13 protein-coding genes and 1 pseudogene are annotated in these 16486 nt (G+C 70.6%); all 14 read right to left on the bottom strand.

Translation table 11 applies throughout. The features are described 5' to 3' along the window. Positions 1-15 precede the first annotated feature (15 nt). Complete coding sequence (gene nuoN, locus ACF9IK_RS14990; protein WP_395294708.1) at positions 16-1653, bottom strand: NADH-quinone oxidoreductase subunit NuoN; 1638 nt, start codon at positions 1651-1653, stop codon at positions 16-18. Then, the gene (locus tag ACF9IK_RS14995) at positions 1650-3287 is read right to left on the bottom strand and encodes an NADH-quinone oxidoreductase subunit M (protein ID WP_395294709.1); all 1638 of its coding nucleotides are present in this window, start codon (positions 3285-3287) and stop codon (positions 1650-1652) included. The genes nuoN and ACF9IK_RS14995 overlap by 4 nt, the downstream gene beginning before the upstream one ends. Before the next feature lie 34 nt (positions 3288-3321). Then, positions 3322-5235, bottom strand: a complete 1914-nt coding sequence (gene nuoL / locus ACF9IK_RS15000; RefSeq protein ID WP_395294710.1) for an NADH-quinone oxidoreductase subunit L — start codon at positions 5233-5235, stop codon at positions 3322-3324. A 14-nt stretch (positions 5236-5249) separates the two neighbouring features. Continuing rightward, positions 5250-5549 (bottom strand): NADH-quinone oxidoreductase subunit NuoK, encoded by a 300-nt coding sequence (nuoK, locus tag ACF9IK_RS15005; RefSeq protein WP_209412994.1) that lies wholly within the window; start codon positions 5547-5549, stop codon positions 5250-5252. Further along, on the bottom strand, positions 5546-6499 hold the full coding sequence (locus tag ACF9IK_RS15010) for an NADH-quinone oxidoreductase subunit J (RefSeq protein WP_395294711.1): 954 nt from the start codon (positions 6497-6499) through the stop codon (positions 5546-5548). Before ACF9IK_RS15010 ends, nuoK begins: the two co-directional genes overlap by 4 nt. Further along, entirely contained in the window at positions 6496-7107 is a 612-nt protein-coding gene (gene nuoI / locus ACF9IK_RS15015; protein ID WP_395294712.1) for an NADH-quinone oxidoreductase subunit NuoI, read from the bottom strand. Before nuoI ends, ACF9IK_RS15010 begins: the two co-directional genes overlap by 4 nt. Before the next feature lie 5 nt (positions 7108-7112). Continuing rightward, on the bottom strand, positions 7113-8441 hold the full coding sequence (gene nuoH, locus ACF9IK_RS15020) for an NADH-quinone oxidoreductase subunit NuoH (RefSeq protein WP_395294713.1): 1329 nt from the start codon (positions 8439-8441) through the stop codon (positions 7113-7115). Between the two features lie 224 nt (positions 8442-8665). Then, positions 8666-11146, bottom strand: a pseudogene (locus tag ACF9IK_RS15025) (NADH-quinone oxidoreductase subunit G); the annotation flags it as partial. Further along, positions 11143-12504 (bottom strand): NADH-quinone oxidoreductase subunit NuoF, encoded by a 1362-nt coding sequence (gene nuoF / locus ACF9IK_RS15030; protein ID WP_395294714.1) that lies wholly within the window; start codon positions 12502-12504, stop codon positions 11143-11145. The pseudogene ACF9IK_RS15025 and the gene nuoF, both read right to left, overlap by 4 nt. Further along, positions 12504-13280 carry an NADH-quinone oxidoreductase subunit NuoE gene (gene nuoE / locus ACF9IK_RS15035; protein WP_395294715.1) on the bottom strand — a complete coding sequence of 259 codons (777 nt, stop codon included), beginning with the start codon at positions 13278-13280 and terminating at the stop codon, positions 12504-12506. The genes nuoF and nuoE overlap by 1 nt, the downstream gene beginning before the upstream one ends. Continuing rightward, the gene (locus ACF9IK_RS15040) at positions 13277-14623 is read right to left on the bottom strand and encodes an NADH-quinone oxidoreductase subunit D (RefSeq protein ID WP_395294716.1); all 1347 of its coding nucleotides are present in this window, start codon (positions 14621-14623) and stop codon (positions 13277-13279) included. The genes nuoE and ACF9IK_RS15040 overlap by 4 nt, the downstream gene beginning before the upstream one ends. Beyond that, positions 14623-15336 carry an NADH-quinone oxidoreductase subunit C gene (locus tag ACF9IK_RS15045; protein WP_395294717.1) on the bottom strand — a complete coding sequence of 238 codons (714 nt, stop codon included), beginning with the start codon at positions 15334-15336 and terminating at the stop codon, positions 14623-14625. Before ACF9IK_RS15045 ends, ACF9IK_RS15040 begins: the two co-directional genes overlap by 1 nt. Next, a complete protein-coding gene (locus ACF9IK_RS15050; RefSeq protein WP_238951215.1) occupies positions 15333-15887 on the bottom strand; it encodes a NuoB/complex I 20 kDa subunit family protein in 555 nt (184 codons plus the stop codon). The genes ACF9IK_RS15045 and ACF9IK_RS15050 overlap by 4 nt, the downstream gene beginning before the upstream one ends. Before the next feature lie 111 nt (positions 15888-15998). Beyond that, positions 15999-16358 carry an NADH-quinone oxidoreductase subunit A gene (locus ACF9IK_RS15055; RefSeq protein WP_014137597.1) on the bottom strand — a complete coding sequence of 120 codons (360 nt, stop codon included), beginning with the start codon at positions 16356-16358 and terminating at the stop codon, positions 15999-16001. Between the last annotated feature and the right edge of the window lie 128 nt (positions 16359-16486).

The raw sequence follows: 16486 nt of genomic DNA on the forward strand, positions 1-16486 counted from the left end.
ACTCCGGACGGGGCCTCAGCGGACGAACAGCGAGGCCTTCGACGCGAGGTCCAGGAAGTACTGCGGCAGGAGCCCGAGCCCGATGGTGACCAGTACGCCCACGCCGATCGCGGTGGCGGTGAAGGCGCTCGGGATGACCACCGTCGGACCGCCCGGCTGCGGGTCGGAGAAGAACATCAAGACGATGACCCGGATGTAGAAGAAGGCGGCCACAGCCGAGCTGAGCACGCCCACGATCACCAGCGGGGTCGCGCCGCCTGCCGCCGCGGCCTGGAAGACCGCGAACTTCCCGGTGAAGCCCGAGGTCAGCGGGATGCCCGCGAAGGCCAGCAGGAACAGCGCGAAGACCCCGGCGACGAGCGGGGAGCGCCGGCCCAGCCCGGCCCAGCTGGACAGGTGGGTGGCCTCGCCCTTGGAATCGCGGACCAGGGTGATCACGGCGAAGGCTCCCAGGGTCACGAACGAGTACGCCAGCAGGTAGAACAGCACCGAGCCGAGGCCCTGCTTGTTGGTGGCGATCACGCCGGTCAGGATGAACCCGGCGTGCGCGATCGAGGAGTAGGCGAGCAGCCGCTTCACGTCCTGCTGGGTGACGGCGAGGATCGCGCCGACCACCATGGTCAGGATCGCCACGCCCCACATCACCGGCCGCCAGTCCAGCCGGAGGCCGGGGAAGGCGACGTAGAACAACCGCAGCAGGGCACCGAAGGCGGCCACCTTGGTCGCGGCCGCCATGAAGCCGGTGACCGGCGTCGGCGCTCCCTGGTAGACGTCCGGGGTCCAGGAGTGGAACGGCACCGCGCCGACCTTGAAGAGCAGTCCGACCGCGAGCATCGCCAGGCCGACCAGCAGCAGCGCGTCGTTCTGGGTGGTGGAGAGCAGCGCCGGGGTGGCCAGTGCCTTGCCGGAGATCACGTCGGAGATGTCCCCGAGCCGCACGCTCCCCGCGTACCCGTAGAGCAGAGCGGTGCCGAACAGGAAGAACGCCGAGGCGAAGGCGCCCAGCAGGAAGTACTTGACCGCCGCCTCCTGGGAGAGCAGCCGACGGCGCCGGGCCAGTGCGCAGAGCAGGTAGAGCGGGAGGGAGAGGACCTCCAGCGCCACGAACATGGTCAGCAGGTCGTTGGCGGCGGGGAAGAGCAGCATGCCGCCGACCGCGAACATGGTGAGCGGGAAGACCTCGCTGGTGGTGAGGCCGGCCCGGACCGCGGCACGCTCCTGCTCGCCGCCGGGGGTGGCGGCGGCCTGCGCGGCGAAGGCGTCGGCCGGCTCGCCGCCTGCCTTGGGCTCCAGCCGCCGCTCGGCGTAGGTCAGCACGGCGACCACGGCGACCAGCAGGATCACGCCCTGGAGGAAGAGCGCGGGGCCGTCCAGCGCGACCGCGCCCATCGCCAGCAGGTCGACCTTGGTCGACCCGTAGCCCTGGGCGGCGAGCACCACCACGGCGGTGAAGGCACCGACCAGGCCGATCAGCGCCAGCCAGACCTGCGCCCAGTGCCTGTGCCGGCGGGGCAGAAAGGCCTCCAGCAGGATGCCGGTGACGGCGGCGCCGAACACCACCAGCATCGGGGAGAGCTGGCCGTACTCGACATGCGGCGCCGGGATGCTCGGGCTGTTGCCGCCCGCGGCGGCGAGCCATCCGGTGGTGCTCACTTGTGCTCACCTCCTGAGGGGGCTGCTCCGGGGTGCCCGGCGACCGGGAGGGCCGGGGCCGGGTCGGTCTGGTGGACCTGCGTCAGCGTCGCGTCCACCGCCGGGTTGACGATGTCGGTCAGCGGCTTCGGGTAGACGCCGAGCAGGATGGTCAGGGCCACCAGTGGGGCGACGACGGCGAGTTCGCGCGCCTTGAGGTCGGGCATGGCGCTCACCCCGTCCTTGACCGGACCGGTCATCGTGCGCTGGTAGAGCAGCAGCGCGTAGAGCGCGGCGAGCACGATGCCGAACGTGGCGGCGATGCCGATCGCGGGGTACCGGGTGAAGGTGCCCACCAGCACCAGGAACTCGCTGACGAACGGTGCGAGGCCGGGCAGCGAGAGGGTGGCCAGGCCGCCGATCAGGAACGTTCCGGCGAGCACCGGGGCGACCTTCTGCACGCCGCCGTAGTCGGCGATCAGGCGCGAGCCGCGGCGGGAGATCAGGAAGCCGGCCACCAGCATCCACGCGGCGGTGGAGATGCCGTGGTTGACCATGTAGAGGGTGGCGCCGCTCTGGCCCTGGCTGGTCATCGCGAAGATGCCCATGATGATGAAGCCGAAGTGCGAGATGGAGGCGTACGCCACCAGCCGCTTGATGTCCTTCTGCCCGACCGCCAGCAGCGCGCCGTAGACGATCCCGATCAGTGAGAGGACCAGGATCGCCGGGGCGAAGTCCTTCGAGGCGTCCGGGAAGAGGCCGAGGCAGAAGCGGAGCATCGCGAAGGTGCCGACCTTGTCGACCACCGCGGTGATCAGGACGGCCGTCCCGGCGGTGGCCTCGCCCATCGCGTTCGGCAGCCAGGTGTGCAGCGGCCAGAGCGGGGCCTTCACCGCGAAGGCGAAGAAGAAGCCGAGGAACAGCGCCTTCTCCGCGGTGCCGCTGAGCACCAGCTTTCCGTCGGCGATCGCCGAGGCGAGCGTCGGCAGGTCGAAGGTGCCGAAGCCCTGGTCCTGCGCGATCACGTAGAAGCCGATCACGGCGGCCAGCATGACCAGGCCGCCGAGCAGGTTGTAGAGCAGGAACTTCACGGCCGCGTAGGAGCGCTGGCGCGCCGACTCCGGGCCGCCGGCCCGGTCCCCGAAGCCGCCGATCAGGAAGTACATCGGGATCAGCATCGCTTCGAAGAACACGTAGAAGACGAAGACGTCGGTGGCGTAGAAGGAGACGATCACCATCGCCTCCACCGCCAGGATCAGGGCGAAGAAGCCCTGGGTCCGCCGCCGGTTCTCGAACGACCCGTCGGCCGAGTCCTGGCCGGGCGGGTCGGCGTCGTGCCAGGAGGCCAGCATCACGATCGGGACCAGGACGGCGGTGAGCAGCGCCAGCACGGTGCCGATGCCGTCCACGCCGAGCGAGAAGCTGATGCCGAAGGAGCGGATCCAGCTGTAGGACTCGGTCAGCTGGTAGCGCGCGCCGTCCGGGTCGAACCGCGCCGCCACGGCGGCCGCCAGGGCCAGGGTGACGGCCGAGGTTGCGAGCGCGACGGCCTTGGTGGTCCGCCGCCGGGCCTCGGTGGACCCGGCGGGCAGCGCCGCGGTGAGCACCGCGCCCGCGGCCGGGACGGCGCAGGTCACGGTCAGCAGGTGACTCATCGCCGCACCCCCGGAGATGAACTGGGCCTACTCATCAGACGGACCTCATCAGGAGAGTCGTGGCGACCAGCACCAGCGTGCCGCCGAACATGGAGAGCGCGTACGAGCGGACGTAGCCGTTCTGGATCCGGCGCAGCCGGCTGGAGATTCCGCCGATGGTGGCGGCCAGTCCGTTGACGAAGCCGTCCAGACCGCGGCTGTCGAAGTAGACCAGCGCCGCGGCCAGCGCCGAACCGGGGCGGACCAGGACGGCGTGGTTGAAGTCGTCCTGGAGCAGGTCGCGGCGGGCGGCCCGGGTGAGCGGAGAGCCGACCGGCGGCACCACGGGAACGGCCGAGCGCCCGTACATCAGGTACGAGACCGCGACGCCGATCAGCATGCAGACCGTGGCCAGCACGGAGACCGTCAACGGGGTCAGCGGGGAGTTGCCCTCCTCGTGACCGGTGACCGGCTCCAGCCAGTTGACGAAGGAGTTGTTCAGGACGAACAGGCCTCCTGCGAAGACCGAGCCGAAGGCGAGCAGGATCATCGGGGTGGTCATGCTCTTCGGCGACTCGTGCGGGTGCGGGTCGTGGCCGTCGGCGTCCGGGTGCCAGCGCTTCTCTCCGAAGAAGGTCAGGATCATCACCCGGGTCATGTAGAACGCGGTGATGGCCGCGCCGAGCAGGGTGCAGAACCCGAGGATCCAGCCCTCGGTCCCGCCCTTGGCGAAGGCGGCATCGATGATCTTGTCCTTGGAGAAGAAGCCGGACAGACCGGGGAAGCCGATGATGGCCAGGTAGCCGAGGCCGAAGGTGATGAAGGTGACCGGCATGTACTTGCGCAGGCCGCCGTAGTGACGCATGTTCACCTCGTCGTCCATGCCGTGCATGACCGACCCGGCGCCGAGGAACAGCCCGGCCTTGAAGAAGCCGTGCGTCACCAGGTGCATGATCGCGAAGGCGTAGCCGATCGGACCGAGGCCGGCCGCCAGGATCATGTAGCCGATCTGCGACATGGTCGAGCCGGCCAGCGCCTTCTTGATGTCGTCCTTGGCGCAACCGACGATCGCACCGAAGAGCAGCGTGACCGCGCCGACCACCACCACGGCGGTCTGGGCGTCCGGCGCCAGGTTGAAGATGGGGCCCGAGCGGACGATCAGGTAGACGCCGGCGGTCACCATGGTGGCCGCGTGGATCAGGGCCGAGACCGGGGTCGGGCCCTCCATCGCGTCCCCGAGCCAGGACTGCAGCGGCACCTGGGCGGACTTGCCGCAGGCTGCCAGGAGCAGCATCAGCGCGATCGCGGTCAGCTTGCCCTCGCTCGCCCCGCCCGCCACGCCGGCGGAGCCCTCCGCGCCGAGCAGCGGCCCGAAGTCGAAGGTGCCGAACTCCGCGAACATCAGCATGATCGCGATGGAGAGACCCATGTCGCCGACCCGGTTGACGATGAACGCCTTCTTGGCGGCCGTCGCGGCGCTCGGCTTGTGCTGCCAGAAACCGATCAGCAGGTACGAGGCGAGGCCGACTCCCTCCCAACCGAAGTACAGCAGCAGGTAGTTGTTCGCCAGCACCAGCAGCAGCATGGCCGCCAGGAAGAGGTTCAGGTAGGCGAAGAAGCGGCGCCGGCGCTCGTCGTGCGCCATGTAGCCCACCGAGTAGAGGTGGATCAGCGTGCCGACGCCGGTGATCAGCAGGACGAAGGTGATCGAGAGCTGGTCGAGCTGGAACGCGATGTCGGCCTGGAAGCCGTTCACCGGGATCCAGCTGAACAGCTTCTCGGTGACGGCGCGTTCGTCGCCCGGCCGGCCCAGCATGTCGGAGAAGAGCGCGAGGCCGAAGCCGAAGGAGAGCGCGGCCAACGCGGTGGCCAGCCAGTGGCCGAACCGGTCGAAGGCGCGACCCCCGAGCAGGAGCAGGGCAGCGCCGGCCAGCGGGGCCGCCACCAGCAGCGGAATGAGAGAGTTCACCGAAGGCCCTCCGCCTACAGCTTCATCAGGTTGCTGTCGTCGACCGAAGCGGAGTGCCTGGTCCTGAAGATGGAGACGATGATGGCGAGGCCCACCACGACCTCGGCCGCCGCGACCACCATGGTGAAGAACGCGATGATCTGCCCGTCCAGGTTGCCGTGCAGCCGGGAGAAGGTGACCAGCGCCAGATTCGAGGCGTTGAGCATCAGCTCCACACACATGAACAGGACGATCGCGTTGCGCCGGATCAGCACGCCCGAGGCGCCGATGGTGAACAACAGGGCTGAGAGATAGAGGTAGTTGACCGGATTCACTCCGCGTCCTCCTCGTCCTGGCCGTTCGGCACGGCGTGGTTGTTCGGGGCCACCGGCTCCAGCTCCCTGGAGCCGGCGGCCCCGCCGGCCTCCAGCTGCTTGCGCGGGCCGGCCACCGGCGGGCGCTCGGACTGCGGGCGGCCCAGCCAGTCGGCGGTGGTCTCCTCCAGCTCGGCCATCCGCCGCAGCATCTCCTGGCTGACGTCGCGGACCTGGCCGCGCTCGCGAAGGGTCTCCATCACCGAGCTGTCGGCGAGGGTGCCGTCCGGCAGCAGGGCGGGGATGTCCACCGCGTTGTGCCGGGCGTAGACACCGGGGGCGGGCAGCGGCGAGAGCTGGATGTTGTCCTTGACCCGCTGGGCGGCCAGCTCGCGCTGGGTCTTCGGGGCCTTCACGTGCTCGCGGTGGGTCAGCACCATGGCGCCGATCGCGGCCGTGATCAGCAGGGCGCCGGTGACCTCGAAGGCCCAGACGTACTTGGTGAAGATCAGCCTGGCCAGGCCCTGCACGTTGCCCTCGGCGTTGGCCTCGGCCAGGCCGGTGAAGGTGTCCAGCTTGGCGTTGGCGATGCCCGCGATCAGCAGCACGCCGAAGCCGAGGCCGCAGAGCACCGCGGCGAACCGCTGGCCCTTCAGCTGCTCCTTCAGCGAGTCGGCGCTCGTGACGCCGACCAGCATCACCACGAACAGGAAGAGCATCATGATCGCGCCGGTGTAGACGACGATCTGCACCACACCCAGGAAGACCGCGCCCTGGGCCATGTAACAGACCGCCAGGGCGAGCATGGTGGCCGCCAGGCAGAGCGCGCTGTGCACGGCCTTGCGCATCAGCAGCATGCCGAGCGCGCCGCCGACGGCGATCACCGCGAGCACCCAGAACTGGACGGCCTCGCCGGTGGAGGTCGCACCGGTGACGGCCGCCTGGGCGGCAGCCAGGTTCAGCGGGGTCACTGCTGCGCCTCCTTCTCCAGCGGGGTCCGCTCCTGCTGGACCGTGCCGGGCGCGGCCGCGGTGATCTCGCCCCGGTAGTACGCGCCCTCGTCGGCGCCCGGGAAGATCGCGTGCGGGCTGTCGACCATCCCCTCGGAGAGGCCGACCAGCAGCTGCTCCTTGGTGAAGATGAGGTCCCGGCGGGAGGAGTCGGCCAGCTCGTACTCGTTGGTCATGGTGAGCGCGCGGGTCGGGCAGGCCTCGATGCAGAGGCCGCAGAGGATGCAGCGGGCGTAGTTGATCTGGTAGACGGCGCCGTAGCGCTCGCCCGGCGAGTAGCGCTCCTCGTCCCGGTTGTCCGCACCCTCCACGTAGATCGCGTCGGCCGGACAGGCCCAGGCGCAGAGCTCACAGCCGACGCACTTCTCCAGGCCGTCGGGGTGCCGGTTCAGCTGGTGGCGGCCGTGGAAACGCGGCGCGGTGGGCTTCTTCTCCTCCGGGTACTGCTCGGTCAGCCGCTTCTTGAACATGGCCTTGAAGGTCACGCCGAAACCCGCGGCGGGCCCGAGGATGGAGGGCCTGTCGGGCCGCTCCGGCCGGTCGCCGCTGCCGTTCTGGTCGGACGACATCGCGGTCAGCTCCCTTCGGAATGGTCGGCCCCGTTGAGGGCGTCCTGGAGTTGCTTCGGAGCCCGGCTGCGCCGGCGGGGGACCGGCGGGAGCTCCTGGCCGGGCAACGGGGGCACCGGGTACCCGCCGGCCATCGGATCGAAGTCGGCGGCGGGCGGCTCGGCCGGTTCCTCGGGCTTGCGCTTGAGGAAGTCGCGCAGCAGGGCGAGCAGCAGGATCGCGCCGACCGGGGCGCCGACGTACAGCACCACCTCGCCGAAGTCGTAGCCCTCGTTGCGCAGCGCCCGGACGGCGGCCACCATGACCAGCCAGACCAGCGAGACCGGGATCAGTACCTTCCAGCCCAGCTTCATGAACTGGTCGTAGCGGAGCCGGGGCAGCGTGCCGCGCAGCCAGATGAAGAAGAAGAGCACCACCTGGATCTTGAGAATGATCCAGAGCATCGGCCACCAGCCGTGGTTCGCCCCCTCCCAGAAGGCGGAGATCGGCCAGGGCGCCCGCCAACCACCCAGGAACAGCGTCGAGACGACCGCCGAGACGGTGACCATGTTGACGTACTCGGCCAGCATGAACATCGCGAACTTCAGCGAGGAGTACTCGGTGTTGAAACCGCCGACCAGCTCGCCCTCGGCCTCCGGCAGGTCGAACGGAGCCCGGTTGGTCTCGCCGACCATCGCGATGACGTAGACGATGAACGACACCGGCAGCAGCACCGCGAACCAGGTCGGCTGTTGCGCGGCGACGATCTCCGAGGTGGACATCGAGCCCGAGTAGATGAACACCGCCGCGAAGGACAGGCCCATCGCGATCTCGTAGCTGATCATCTGGGCGGACGAGCGCAGCCCGCCGAGAAGCGGGTAGGTCGAACCGGACGACCAGCCGGCCAGCACGATGCCGTAGATGCCGACCGAGGCGGTGGCCAGGATGTAGAGCAGCGCCACCGGGAAGTCGGTCAGCTGGAGCGGCGTCCGGGTGCCGAAGATCGACACCTCGTTGCCGGCCGGGCCGAACGGGATCACCGCGATGGCCATGAACGCGGGGATCGCGCAGACGATCGGGGCCAGGATGTAGACCGCCTTGTCGGCGCCCTTGACCACCAGGTCTTCCTTGAGCGCCAGCTTCACGCCGTCCGCGAGGGACTGCAGCAATCCCCAGGGTCCGTGCCGGTTGGGGCCGATGCGCAGTTGCATCCAGGCGACGACCTTGCGCTCCCAGACGATCGCGACCAGGACCGTGCCGACCAGGAAGGCGAAGCAGAAGACGGCCTTGAGCAGCACCAGCCACCAGGGGTCGCGGCCGAAGAAGCCCAGGGTCTCGTACGCGGCGAGGTTCACTGCTCCTCCTCCGGGGTGGTGGCGGACGGGCCGGCGGGGCCGGCCGCCTCGACGGTGGCCGCGCGGGCGGCGGCCGCGGCGGCGGGGCGGCCGGGTGGCGCGTCGGGTGCGGGCCGTACGGACCCTGCGGGCCCCGCAGGTGCTGCGGACTCCGTGGCCGGAGCGACCGTCCCGGCGGTGGACGCGGCGGGCGCGGCGGGCGCGGGGCTGGCGGGCGCGGGGCCGGCGGCGACGACTTCGGGCGCCACGGTCTCGGGAGCGACGGTGACCAGGTGGCCGACCGTGGTCCCGAGGGTGCGGTAGGCGCCGCCGGGGGTGGAGTTGAGCGGGAGCCAGACCGTGCGGTCCGGGATGTCCTTGGTGATCTCCACCGGGAGGGTCAGCGAGCCGGCCGGGCCGGTCACCCGGAGCCTCGCCGTGGGCCCCTCGGCCGCGCCGATCTCCTCGGCAGTGGCCGGCGAGATCCGGGCGACGGCCCGGTGCCGGGTACCCGCCAGGTGCGGGTCGCCCTGCTGGAGCGTGCCGTTGTCCAGCAGCTGGCGCCAGCCGGCGAGCACCGCCTGGCCGGTGGCCGGCCGGGGCAGCAATCCGGGGTGCGCGGCCGGGTCGGTGGCCCGGTCGCCGGTCCACGGGGCGAAGCGGTCCAGCTCCAGACGGGCCGCCCGGACGTCGGGCAGGCCGAGCCGGTGACCCATCGCGTCGGCCAGCATGTTCAGCACCCGGACGTCCGGGTGGAGGTGGCGGCCCATCAGCTGGTCCGGCTTGAGCGCGGCCTCGAACATCCGTACCCGGCCCTCCCAGTCCAGGAAGGTGCCGGACTTCTCGGCCACCGCGGCGACCGGCAGCACCACGTCGGCGTACGCGGTGACCACGGACGGGCACAGCTCAAGCGAGACCACGAACGGCACGGCGGCCAGAGCCTCCTCGGCGAGCGCCGGGTCCGGCAGGTCGTCCGGGTCGACGCCGCCGACCAGCAGCGCGTCGAGGTCCCCGGAGGCGGCTGCGGCCAGGATCTGGTCGGTCTCCCGGCCCAGCCACGCCGGGAGCTCGGCCACGCCCCAGGAGGCGGCGACCTCGGCCCGGGCGGCCGGAGCCGCGACCGGACGGCCGCCCGGCAGCAGCCCCGGGAGCGCTCCGGCCTCGACCGCGCCGCGCTCGCCGGCCCGGCGCGGGATCCAGGCGAGCCGGGCACCGGTCGCGTGCGCCAGCCGCAGCGCCGCGGTGAGCGCGCCGGGGACGGCGGCCAGCCGCTCGCCGGCCAGGATCACGGCGCCCGGGGTGCGCAACAGCTCGGCGGCGCGGCCGGCGTCGTCGTTCAGCGGCTCGTCGGCGGCCAGGGCGGCCAGCCACTCGGGCTCGGTGCCCGGGGCGGCGGGCAGCAGTGCGCCGCGCAGCTTGGCCAGGCCCCGGGAGCCGAACGCGGCGATCGAGAAGACCTTGAGGCCGTGGGCGCGGGCAGCCTTGCGCAGGCGCAGGAAGACGATCGGCGACTCCTCCTCGGGCTCCAGGCCCGCGAGCAGGACGGCCGGCGCCGCTTCGAGGTCCTGATAGGCGACGCCCGACCCGTCCAGGTCCACCCCGCGGCCGGCGACGGCGGCGGCCAGGAAGTCCGCCTCCTCGCCGCTGTGCGGACGGGACCGGAAGTCCACGTCGTTGGTACCGAGCACCACCCGGGCGAACTTGGCGTAGGCGTAGGCGTCCTCGACGGTGACCCGGCCGCCGGTGAGCACACCAGTGCGGGAGCCGCGCAGTCCCCCGGCCGCCCGGGCGAGCGCCTCCGGCCAGGAGGCGGTGACGAGTTCACCGGTGTCGGCGTCGCGGACCAACGGGGTGGTGAGCCGGTCGCGCTGCTGGGCGTAGCGGAAGGCGAACCGGCCCTTGTCGCAGTTCCACTCCTCGTTCACCGCCGGGTCCTCCCCCGCCAGCCGGCGCAGCACCTTGCCGCGGCGGTGGTCGGTGCGCTGGGCGCAGCCGGAGGAGCAGTGCTCGCAGACGCTCGGCGAGGAGACCAGGTCGAACGGCCGGGAGCGGAAACGATAAGCCGCAGAGGTGAGCGCGCCGACCGGGCAGATCTGGATGGTGTTGCCGGAGAAGTAGGACTCGAAGTCGTCGCCCTGCCCGGTGCCGACCTGTTGGAGGGCGCCGCGCTCGACCAGGTCGATGAACGGGTCCCCGGCGATCTGCTGGGAGAAGCGGGTGCAGCGGGCGCAGAGCACGCAGCGCTCGCGGTCAAGCAGCACCTGGCTGCTGATCGGGACCGGCTTCTCGTAGGTGCGCTTCATCCCCTCGAAGCGGGAGTCGGCGTCGCCGGTGGACATCGCCTGGTTCTGCAGCGGGCACTCGCCGCCCTTGTCGCAGACCGGGCAGTCCAGCGGGTGGTTGATCAGCAACAGCTCCATCACGCCGCGCTGGGCCTTCTCGGCCACCGGCGAGCTCAGCTGGGTGCGCACGACCATGCCCTCGGCGACCGGGATGGTGCAGGAGGCGACCGGCTTGCGCTGGCCCTCGATCTCGACGATGCACTGCCGGCAGGCGCCGGCCGGGTCCAGCAGCGGGTGGTCGCAGAAGCGCGGGATCTGGGTGCCGATCTGTTCGGCCGCCCGGATCACCAGCGTCCCCTTGGGGACCTGCACTTCGACGCCGTCGATGGTGAGCGTGACCAGTTCGACCGCCGCCTTGGAGGTGGATGGCTCTGTGATCGTCACGCGTGCACCTCCCTTTCGGTGGCGGACTGGTGGCCGGGGCGGGGGCCGTCGGCCCAGACGGTGGAGGCTGCCGGGTCGAACGGGCAGCGGCGCTCGGCGATGTGCTGCTCGTACTCGGCCCGGAAGTGCTGGAGCGAGGAGACGATCGGGCTGGCCGCGCCGTCGCCGAGGGCGCAGAAGGACTTGCCGTTGATGTTGTCGGCGATGTCGAGCAGCTTCTCCAGGTCGCCGTCGACGCCTTCGCCGGCCTCGACCCGCTTGAGCAGCTGGACCAGCCAGTAGGTGCCCTCGCGGCACGGCGTGCACTTGCCGCAGGACTCGTGCGCGTAGAACTCGGTCCAGCGGGTGACGGCCCGGACCACGCAGGTGGTCTCGTCGAAGATCTGCAGGGCCTTGGTGCCGAGCATCGAGCCGGCCGCGCCGACGCCCTCGTAGTCGAGCGGGACGTCGAGGTGCTCGTCGGTGAACATCGGGGTGGACGAGCCGCCCGGGGTCCAGAACTTGAGCCGGTGGCCGGGCCGGACGCCGCCGCTGACGTCCAGCAGCTGGCGCAGGGTGATGCCGAGCGGGGCCTCGTACTGGCCCGGGTTGGTGACGTGGCCGGAGAGCGAGTAGAGCGTGAAGCCGGGGGACTTCTCGGTGCCCAGGCTCTTGAACCACTCCTTGCCGCGGGCCAGGATCGCCGGCACCGACGCGATCGACTCGACGTTGTTGACCACGGTCGGGCAGGCGTAGAGGCCGGCGATGGCCGGGAACGGCGGGCGCAGCCGGGGTTGGCCGCGGCGCCCCTCCAACGAGTCCAGCAGGGCCGTCTCCTCGCCGCAGATGTACGCGCCGGCGCCGGCGTGCACGGTGATGTCGAGGTCGACACCGGAGCCGAGGATGTCGCGGCCCAGCAGCCCGGCCCGGTACGCCTCGGCGACGGCGGCGTGCAGGCGGCGTAGCACCGGGACGACCTCGCCCCGCAGGTAGATGAAGGCGTGGTCGCAGCGGATCGCGTAGGACGCGATGATCATGCCCTCGATCAGCGCGTGCGGATTGGCGAACAGCAGCGGGATGTCCTTGCAGGTGCCCGGCTCGGACTCGTCCGCGTTGACCACCAGGTAGTGCGGCTTGCCGTCGTTCTGCGGGATGAACTGCCACTTCATGCCGGTGGGGAAGCCGGCGCCGCCGCGGCCGCGCAGGCCCGCGTCCTTGACCAGGGCGATCACGTCGTCCGGGGGCATGGCGAGGGCCGCTCGGAGGCCCTCGTACCCGGCGTGGCGCCGGTAGGTGTCGAGCGTCCAGGGGCGGGTGTCGTCCCAGGGGGCGGAGAGCACGGGAATGAGCAGCTTCTCGGCCGGCTCGGCGGAGGTCATCACGCTTCGGTCCCTTCGTGGCCGGTGCCGGTGCCCTCGGGGCGGAGCCCCTCGTGGCGGGGGGAGACGACCCTGGTGCCGCCTGTTCCGGGCAGCGCCTCGCCCCGGGCCAGGCGCAGGCCGGCCAGCGAGGGCGCACCGCCGGCACCGGACTCGTCGACGGCGCCCGGGCGCTCGTCGGGGAAGCCGGCCAGGATGCGGGCGGACTCCTTGAAGCTGCAGAGCCGGGCGCCCCGGGTGGGGTGGACCTCCCGGCCCGCCCGCAGGTCGTCGACCAGCCGCTTGGCGCTCTCCGGGGTCTGGTCGTCGAAGAACTCCCAGTTCACCATCACCACGGGGGCGTAGTCGCAGGCCGCGTTGCACTCGATGTGCTCGATCGAGATCTCGCCGTCCTCGGTGGTCTCGTTGTTGCGGATCCCGAGGTGCTGCTGGAGCTCGTCGAAGATCTGGTCACCGCCGAGCACCGCGCACAGGGTGTTGGTGCAGACCCCGACGTGGTAGTTCCCGGCGGGCCGGCGGCGGTACATGGTGTAGAACGTCGCGACCGCGGTGACCTCGGCGGTGGTGAGGTCCAACTGCTCGGCGCAGAACCGGATGCCGGAGGGGCTGACGAAGCCCTCCTCGGCCTGCACCAGGTGCAGCAGCGGCAGCAGCGCGGACCGGGCCTCCGGGTAGCGGCCGATCAGCTCGGCGGCGTCGGCGGCGAGCCGGGCGCGCACCTCCTCGGGGTACGGCTTGGCCGGCAGCGCCGGCATCCCCAACTGGACGTCTGTCACCGGTCCACGCCTCCCATCACCGGGTCGATCCCGGCCACCGCGACGATCACGTCGGCGACCTGGCCGCCCTCGCACATCGCCGACATCGTCTGCAGATTGGTGAACGACGGATCCCTGAAGTGGACGCGGTAGGGGCGCGTGCCTCCGTCGCTGACCACGTGGACGCCCAGCTCGCCCTTGGACGACTCCACCGCCGCATACGCCTGACCGACCGGGACCCGGAAACCCTCGGTGACCAGCTTGAAGTGGTGGATCAGGGCCTCCATCGAGGTGCCCATGATCTTGCGGATGTGGTCGAGCGAGTTGCCCATGCCGTCGGGGCCGACCGCGAGTTGAGCGGGCCAGGCGATCTTCCTGTCGGCCACCATGACCGGGCCGGGCCTGAGCCGGTCCAGGCACTGCTCGACGATCCGCAGCGACTGACGCATCTCCTCCAGGCGGATCAGGAAGCGGCCGTAGGAGTCGGCGCTGTCCGCGGTCGCGACCTCGAAGTCGTAGTTCTCGTAGCCGCAGTACGGGTCGGACTTGCGCAGGTCGTGCGGCAGGCCGGTGGCCCGCAGGACCGGGCCGGTGGCTCCCAGCGCCAGGCAGCCGGCCAGGTCCAGGAAGCCGACGTCGACCAGGCGGGCCTTGAACAGCGGATTGCTCGCGGCCAGCTTGTCGTACTCGTGCATCCGGGAGCGGAGCGTCCTGACCGTCTCGCGGATCCGGTCGACCGCGCCGGGCGGGAGGTCCTGGGCGAGACCGCCGGGGCGGATGTACGCGTGGTTCATCCGCAGGCCGGTGACCAGCTCGAAGATGTCCAGGATGAGCTCGCGGTCGCGGAAGCCGTAGACCATCAGGGTGGTGGAGCCGATCTCCATCCCGCCGGTGGCCATGCAGACCAGGTGCGAGGAGATCCGGTTGAGCTCCATCATGAGCACCCGGATGACGTTGGCCCGCTCCGGGATGTCGTCGGTGATGCCGAGCAGCTTCTCGACCGCCAGACAGTAGGCGGCCTCATTGAACAGCGGCGCCACGTAGTCCATGCGGGTCACGAAGGTGGTGCCCTGGACCCAGTTGCGGAACTCCATGTTCTTCTCGATGCCGGTGTGGAGGTAGCCGATGCCACAGCGGGCCCCCTTCACCGTCTCGCCGTCGATCTCCAGGATCAGCCGCAGCACGCCGTGGGTGGACGGGTGCTGGGGGCCCATGTTGACGATGATGCGCTCGTCGTCGGCCCGGCCGATGGCCTCGACCACCTCGCCCCAGTCGCCGCCGGTGACGGTGAAGACCCGGCCTTCGGTGGTTTCGCGGGCCTCCGCCTGTTCCGCCGCTGCCTCTTCGAAGTGCTGAGTACTCATCAGCTGTACGACCTCCGCTGGTCGGGCGCCGGGATCTGGGCGCCCTTGTACTCGACGGGGATGCCGCCGAGCGGGTAGTCCTTGCGCTGCGGGTGGCCCACCCAGTCGTCCGGCATCATGATCCGGGTGAGCGCCGGGTGGTCCTCGAAGACCAGGCCGAAGAAGTCGTAGGTCTCGCGCTCGTGCCAGTCGTTGGTCGGATAGACGCTGACGACGGACGGGATCCTGGGGTCGGCGTCCGGTGCCGTCACCTCCAGCCGGATCAGCCGACCGTGGGTGATCGAGCGCAGGTGGTAGACCGCGTGCAGCTCTCGTCCCTGGTCCCCCGGGTAGTGCACGCCGCTCACGCCCAGGCAGAGCTCGAAGCGGAGCGCCGGGTCGTCGCGCAGGGTGCGGACGGTCTTCAACAGGTGCTCGCGGGCGATCTGGAAGGTCAGCTCGGAGCGGTCGACGACGGTCTTCTCGATCACGTCCGCCGGGTCGAGCCCCTGCTCCTCCAGGGCGCCCTCCAGCTCGTCGGCGACCTCGTCGAACCAGCCGCCGTAGGGCCGCGGACTGGCCGGCGGCAGGACGATCGGGGCGGCGAGACCGCCGAAGCCGGAGGTGTCGCCGCTTCCCTGGGTTCCGAACATGCCCTGGCGCCGGCCGACCACCTCGACGGGGATCTCGCGGTGCGGCTGCTCACGGCGGGTCTCGGGTACCTGGTCGTTCATCGCAGCTGCCCCCGCATCTCGCTCACCGGGGTGGCCTTCAGCGCCAGCGCCTCGCCCAACTCCTCGGCCCGGCGGCGGTTCACGCCCAGGGGCTCGTGCTGGATCTTGTCGTGCAGCTTCAGGATGGCGTCCATCAGCATCTCCGGCCGGGGCGGACAGCCGGGCAGGTAGATGTCCACCGGGACGATGTGGTCCACGCCCTGCACGATCGCGTAGTTGTTGAACATCCCCCCCGAAGAGGCGCAGACGCCCATCGAGATGACCCACTTCGGATTGGGCATCTGGTCGTACACCTGGCGCAGTACCGGGGCCATCTTCTGGCTGACCCGACCCGCCACGATCATCAGATCGGCCTGCCGAGGGGATCCTCGGAAGACCTCCATGCCGAACCGGGCCAGGTCGTAGCGGCCGGCCCCGGTGGTCATCATCTCGATCGCGCAGCAGGCCAGCCCGAAGGTGGCCGGGAAGACGGACGCCTTGCGCACCCAACCGGCGGCCGTCTCCACGCTGGTGAGCAGAAAGCCGCTCGGCAGCTTCTCCTCGATTCCCATCAGATCCCTCTCAATGCCCTCAAGTCCTGTGGTTGCTCCGGCCGTTCGGGCTTGTCCACCCGTTCACAAGGTCGGCGGCAGGTCGGCGGCGGGTCGGTGGCCGCGCGGCACTCAGTCCCACTCCAGGCCGCCGCGGCGCCAGACGTAGGCGTACGCGACGAAGACGGTGGCGATGAACAGGAGCATCTCGACCAGCCCGAAGATCCCCAGGGCGTCGAAGCTCACCGCCCACGGGTAGAGGAAGACGATCTCGATGTCGAAGACGATGAAGAGCATCGCCGTCAGGTAGTACTTGATCGGGAACCGACCGCCGCCCACGGGCTGCGGGGTCGGCTCGATGCCGCACTCGTACGCCTCCAACTTCGCCCGGTTGTAGCGCTTGGGGCCGGTCAGTGAGGCCATCACGACGGAGCCGACCGCGAACGCCGCCGCGATGGCACCGAGTACGAGGATCGGCGCGTAGGCATTCATAGCCCCCGCTCCCTCCGTCCAGTCGTCCTTGACTGCAGATCGGAACCGACGGGTCACGCTGCGGTGAACCCGTGCTCCAGTTCCCGAGATCCACCTCATGTGAGGCAGTTCACAAAGCCTGGAACGAG

This window comes from Kitasatospora hibisci, assembly GCF_043950205.1.
GTDB classification, from domain to species: Bacteria; Actinomycetota; Actinomycetes; order Streptomycetales; family Streptomycetaceae; genus Kitasatospora; species Kitasatospora hibisci.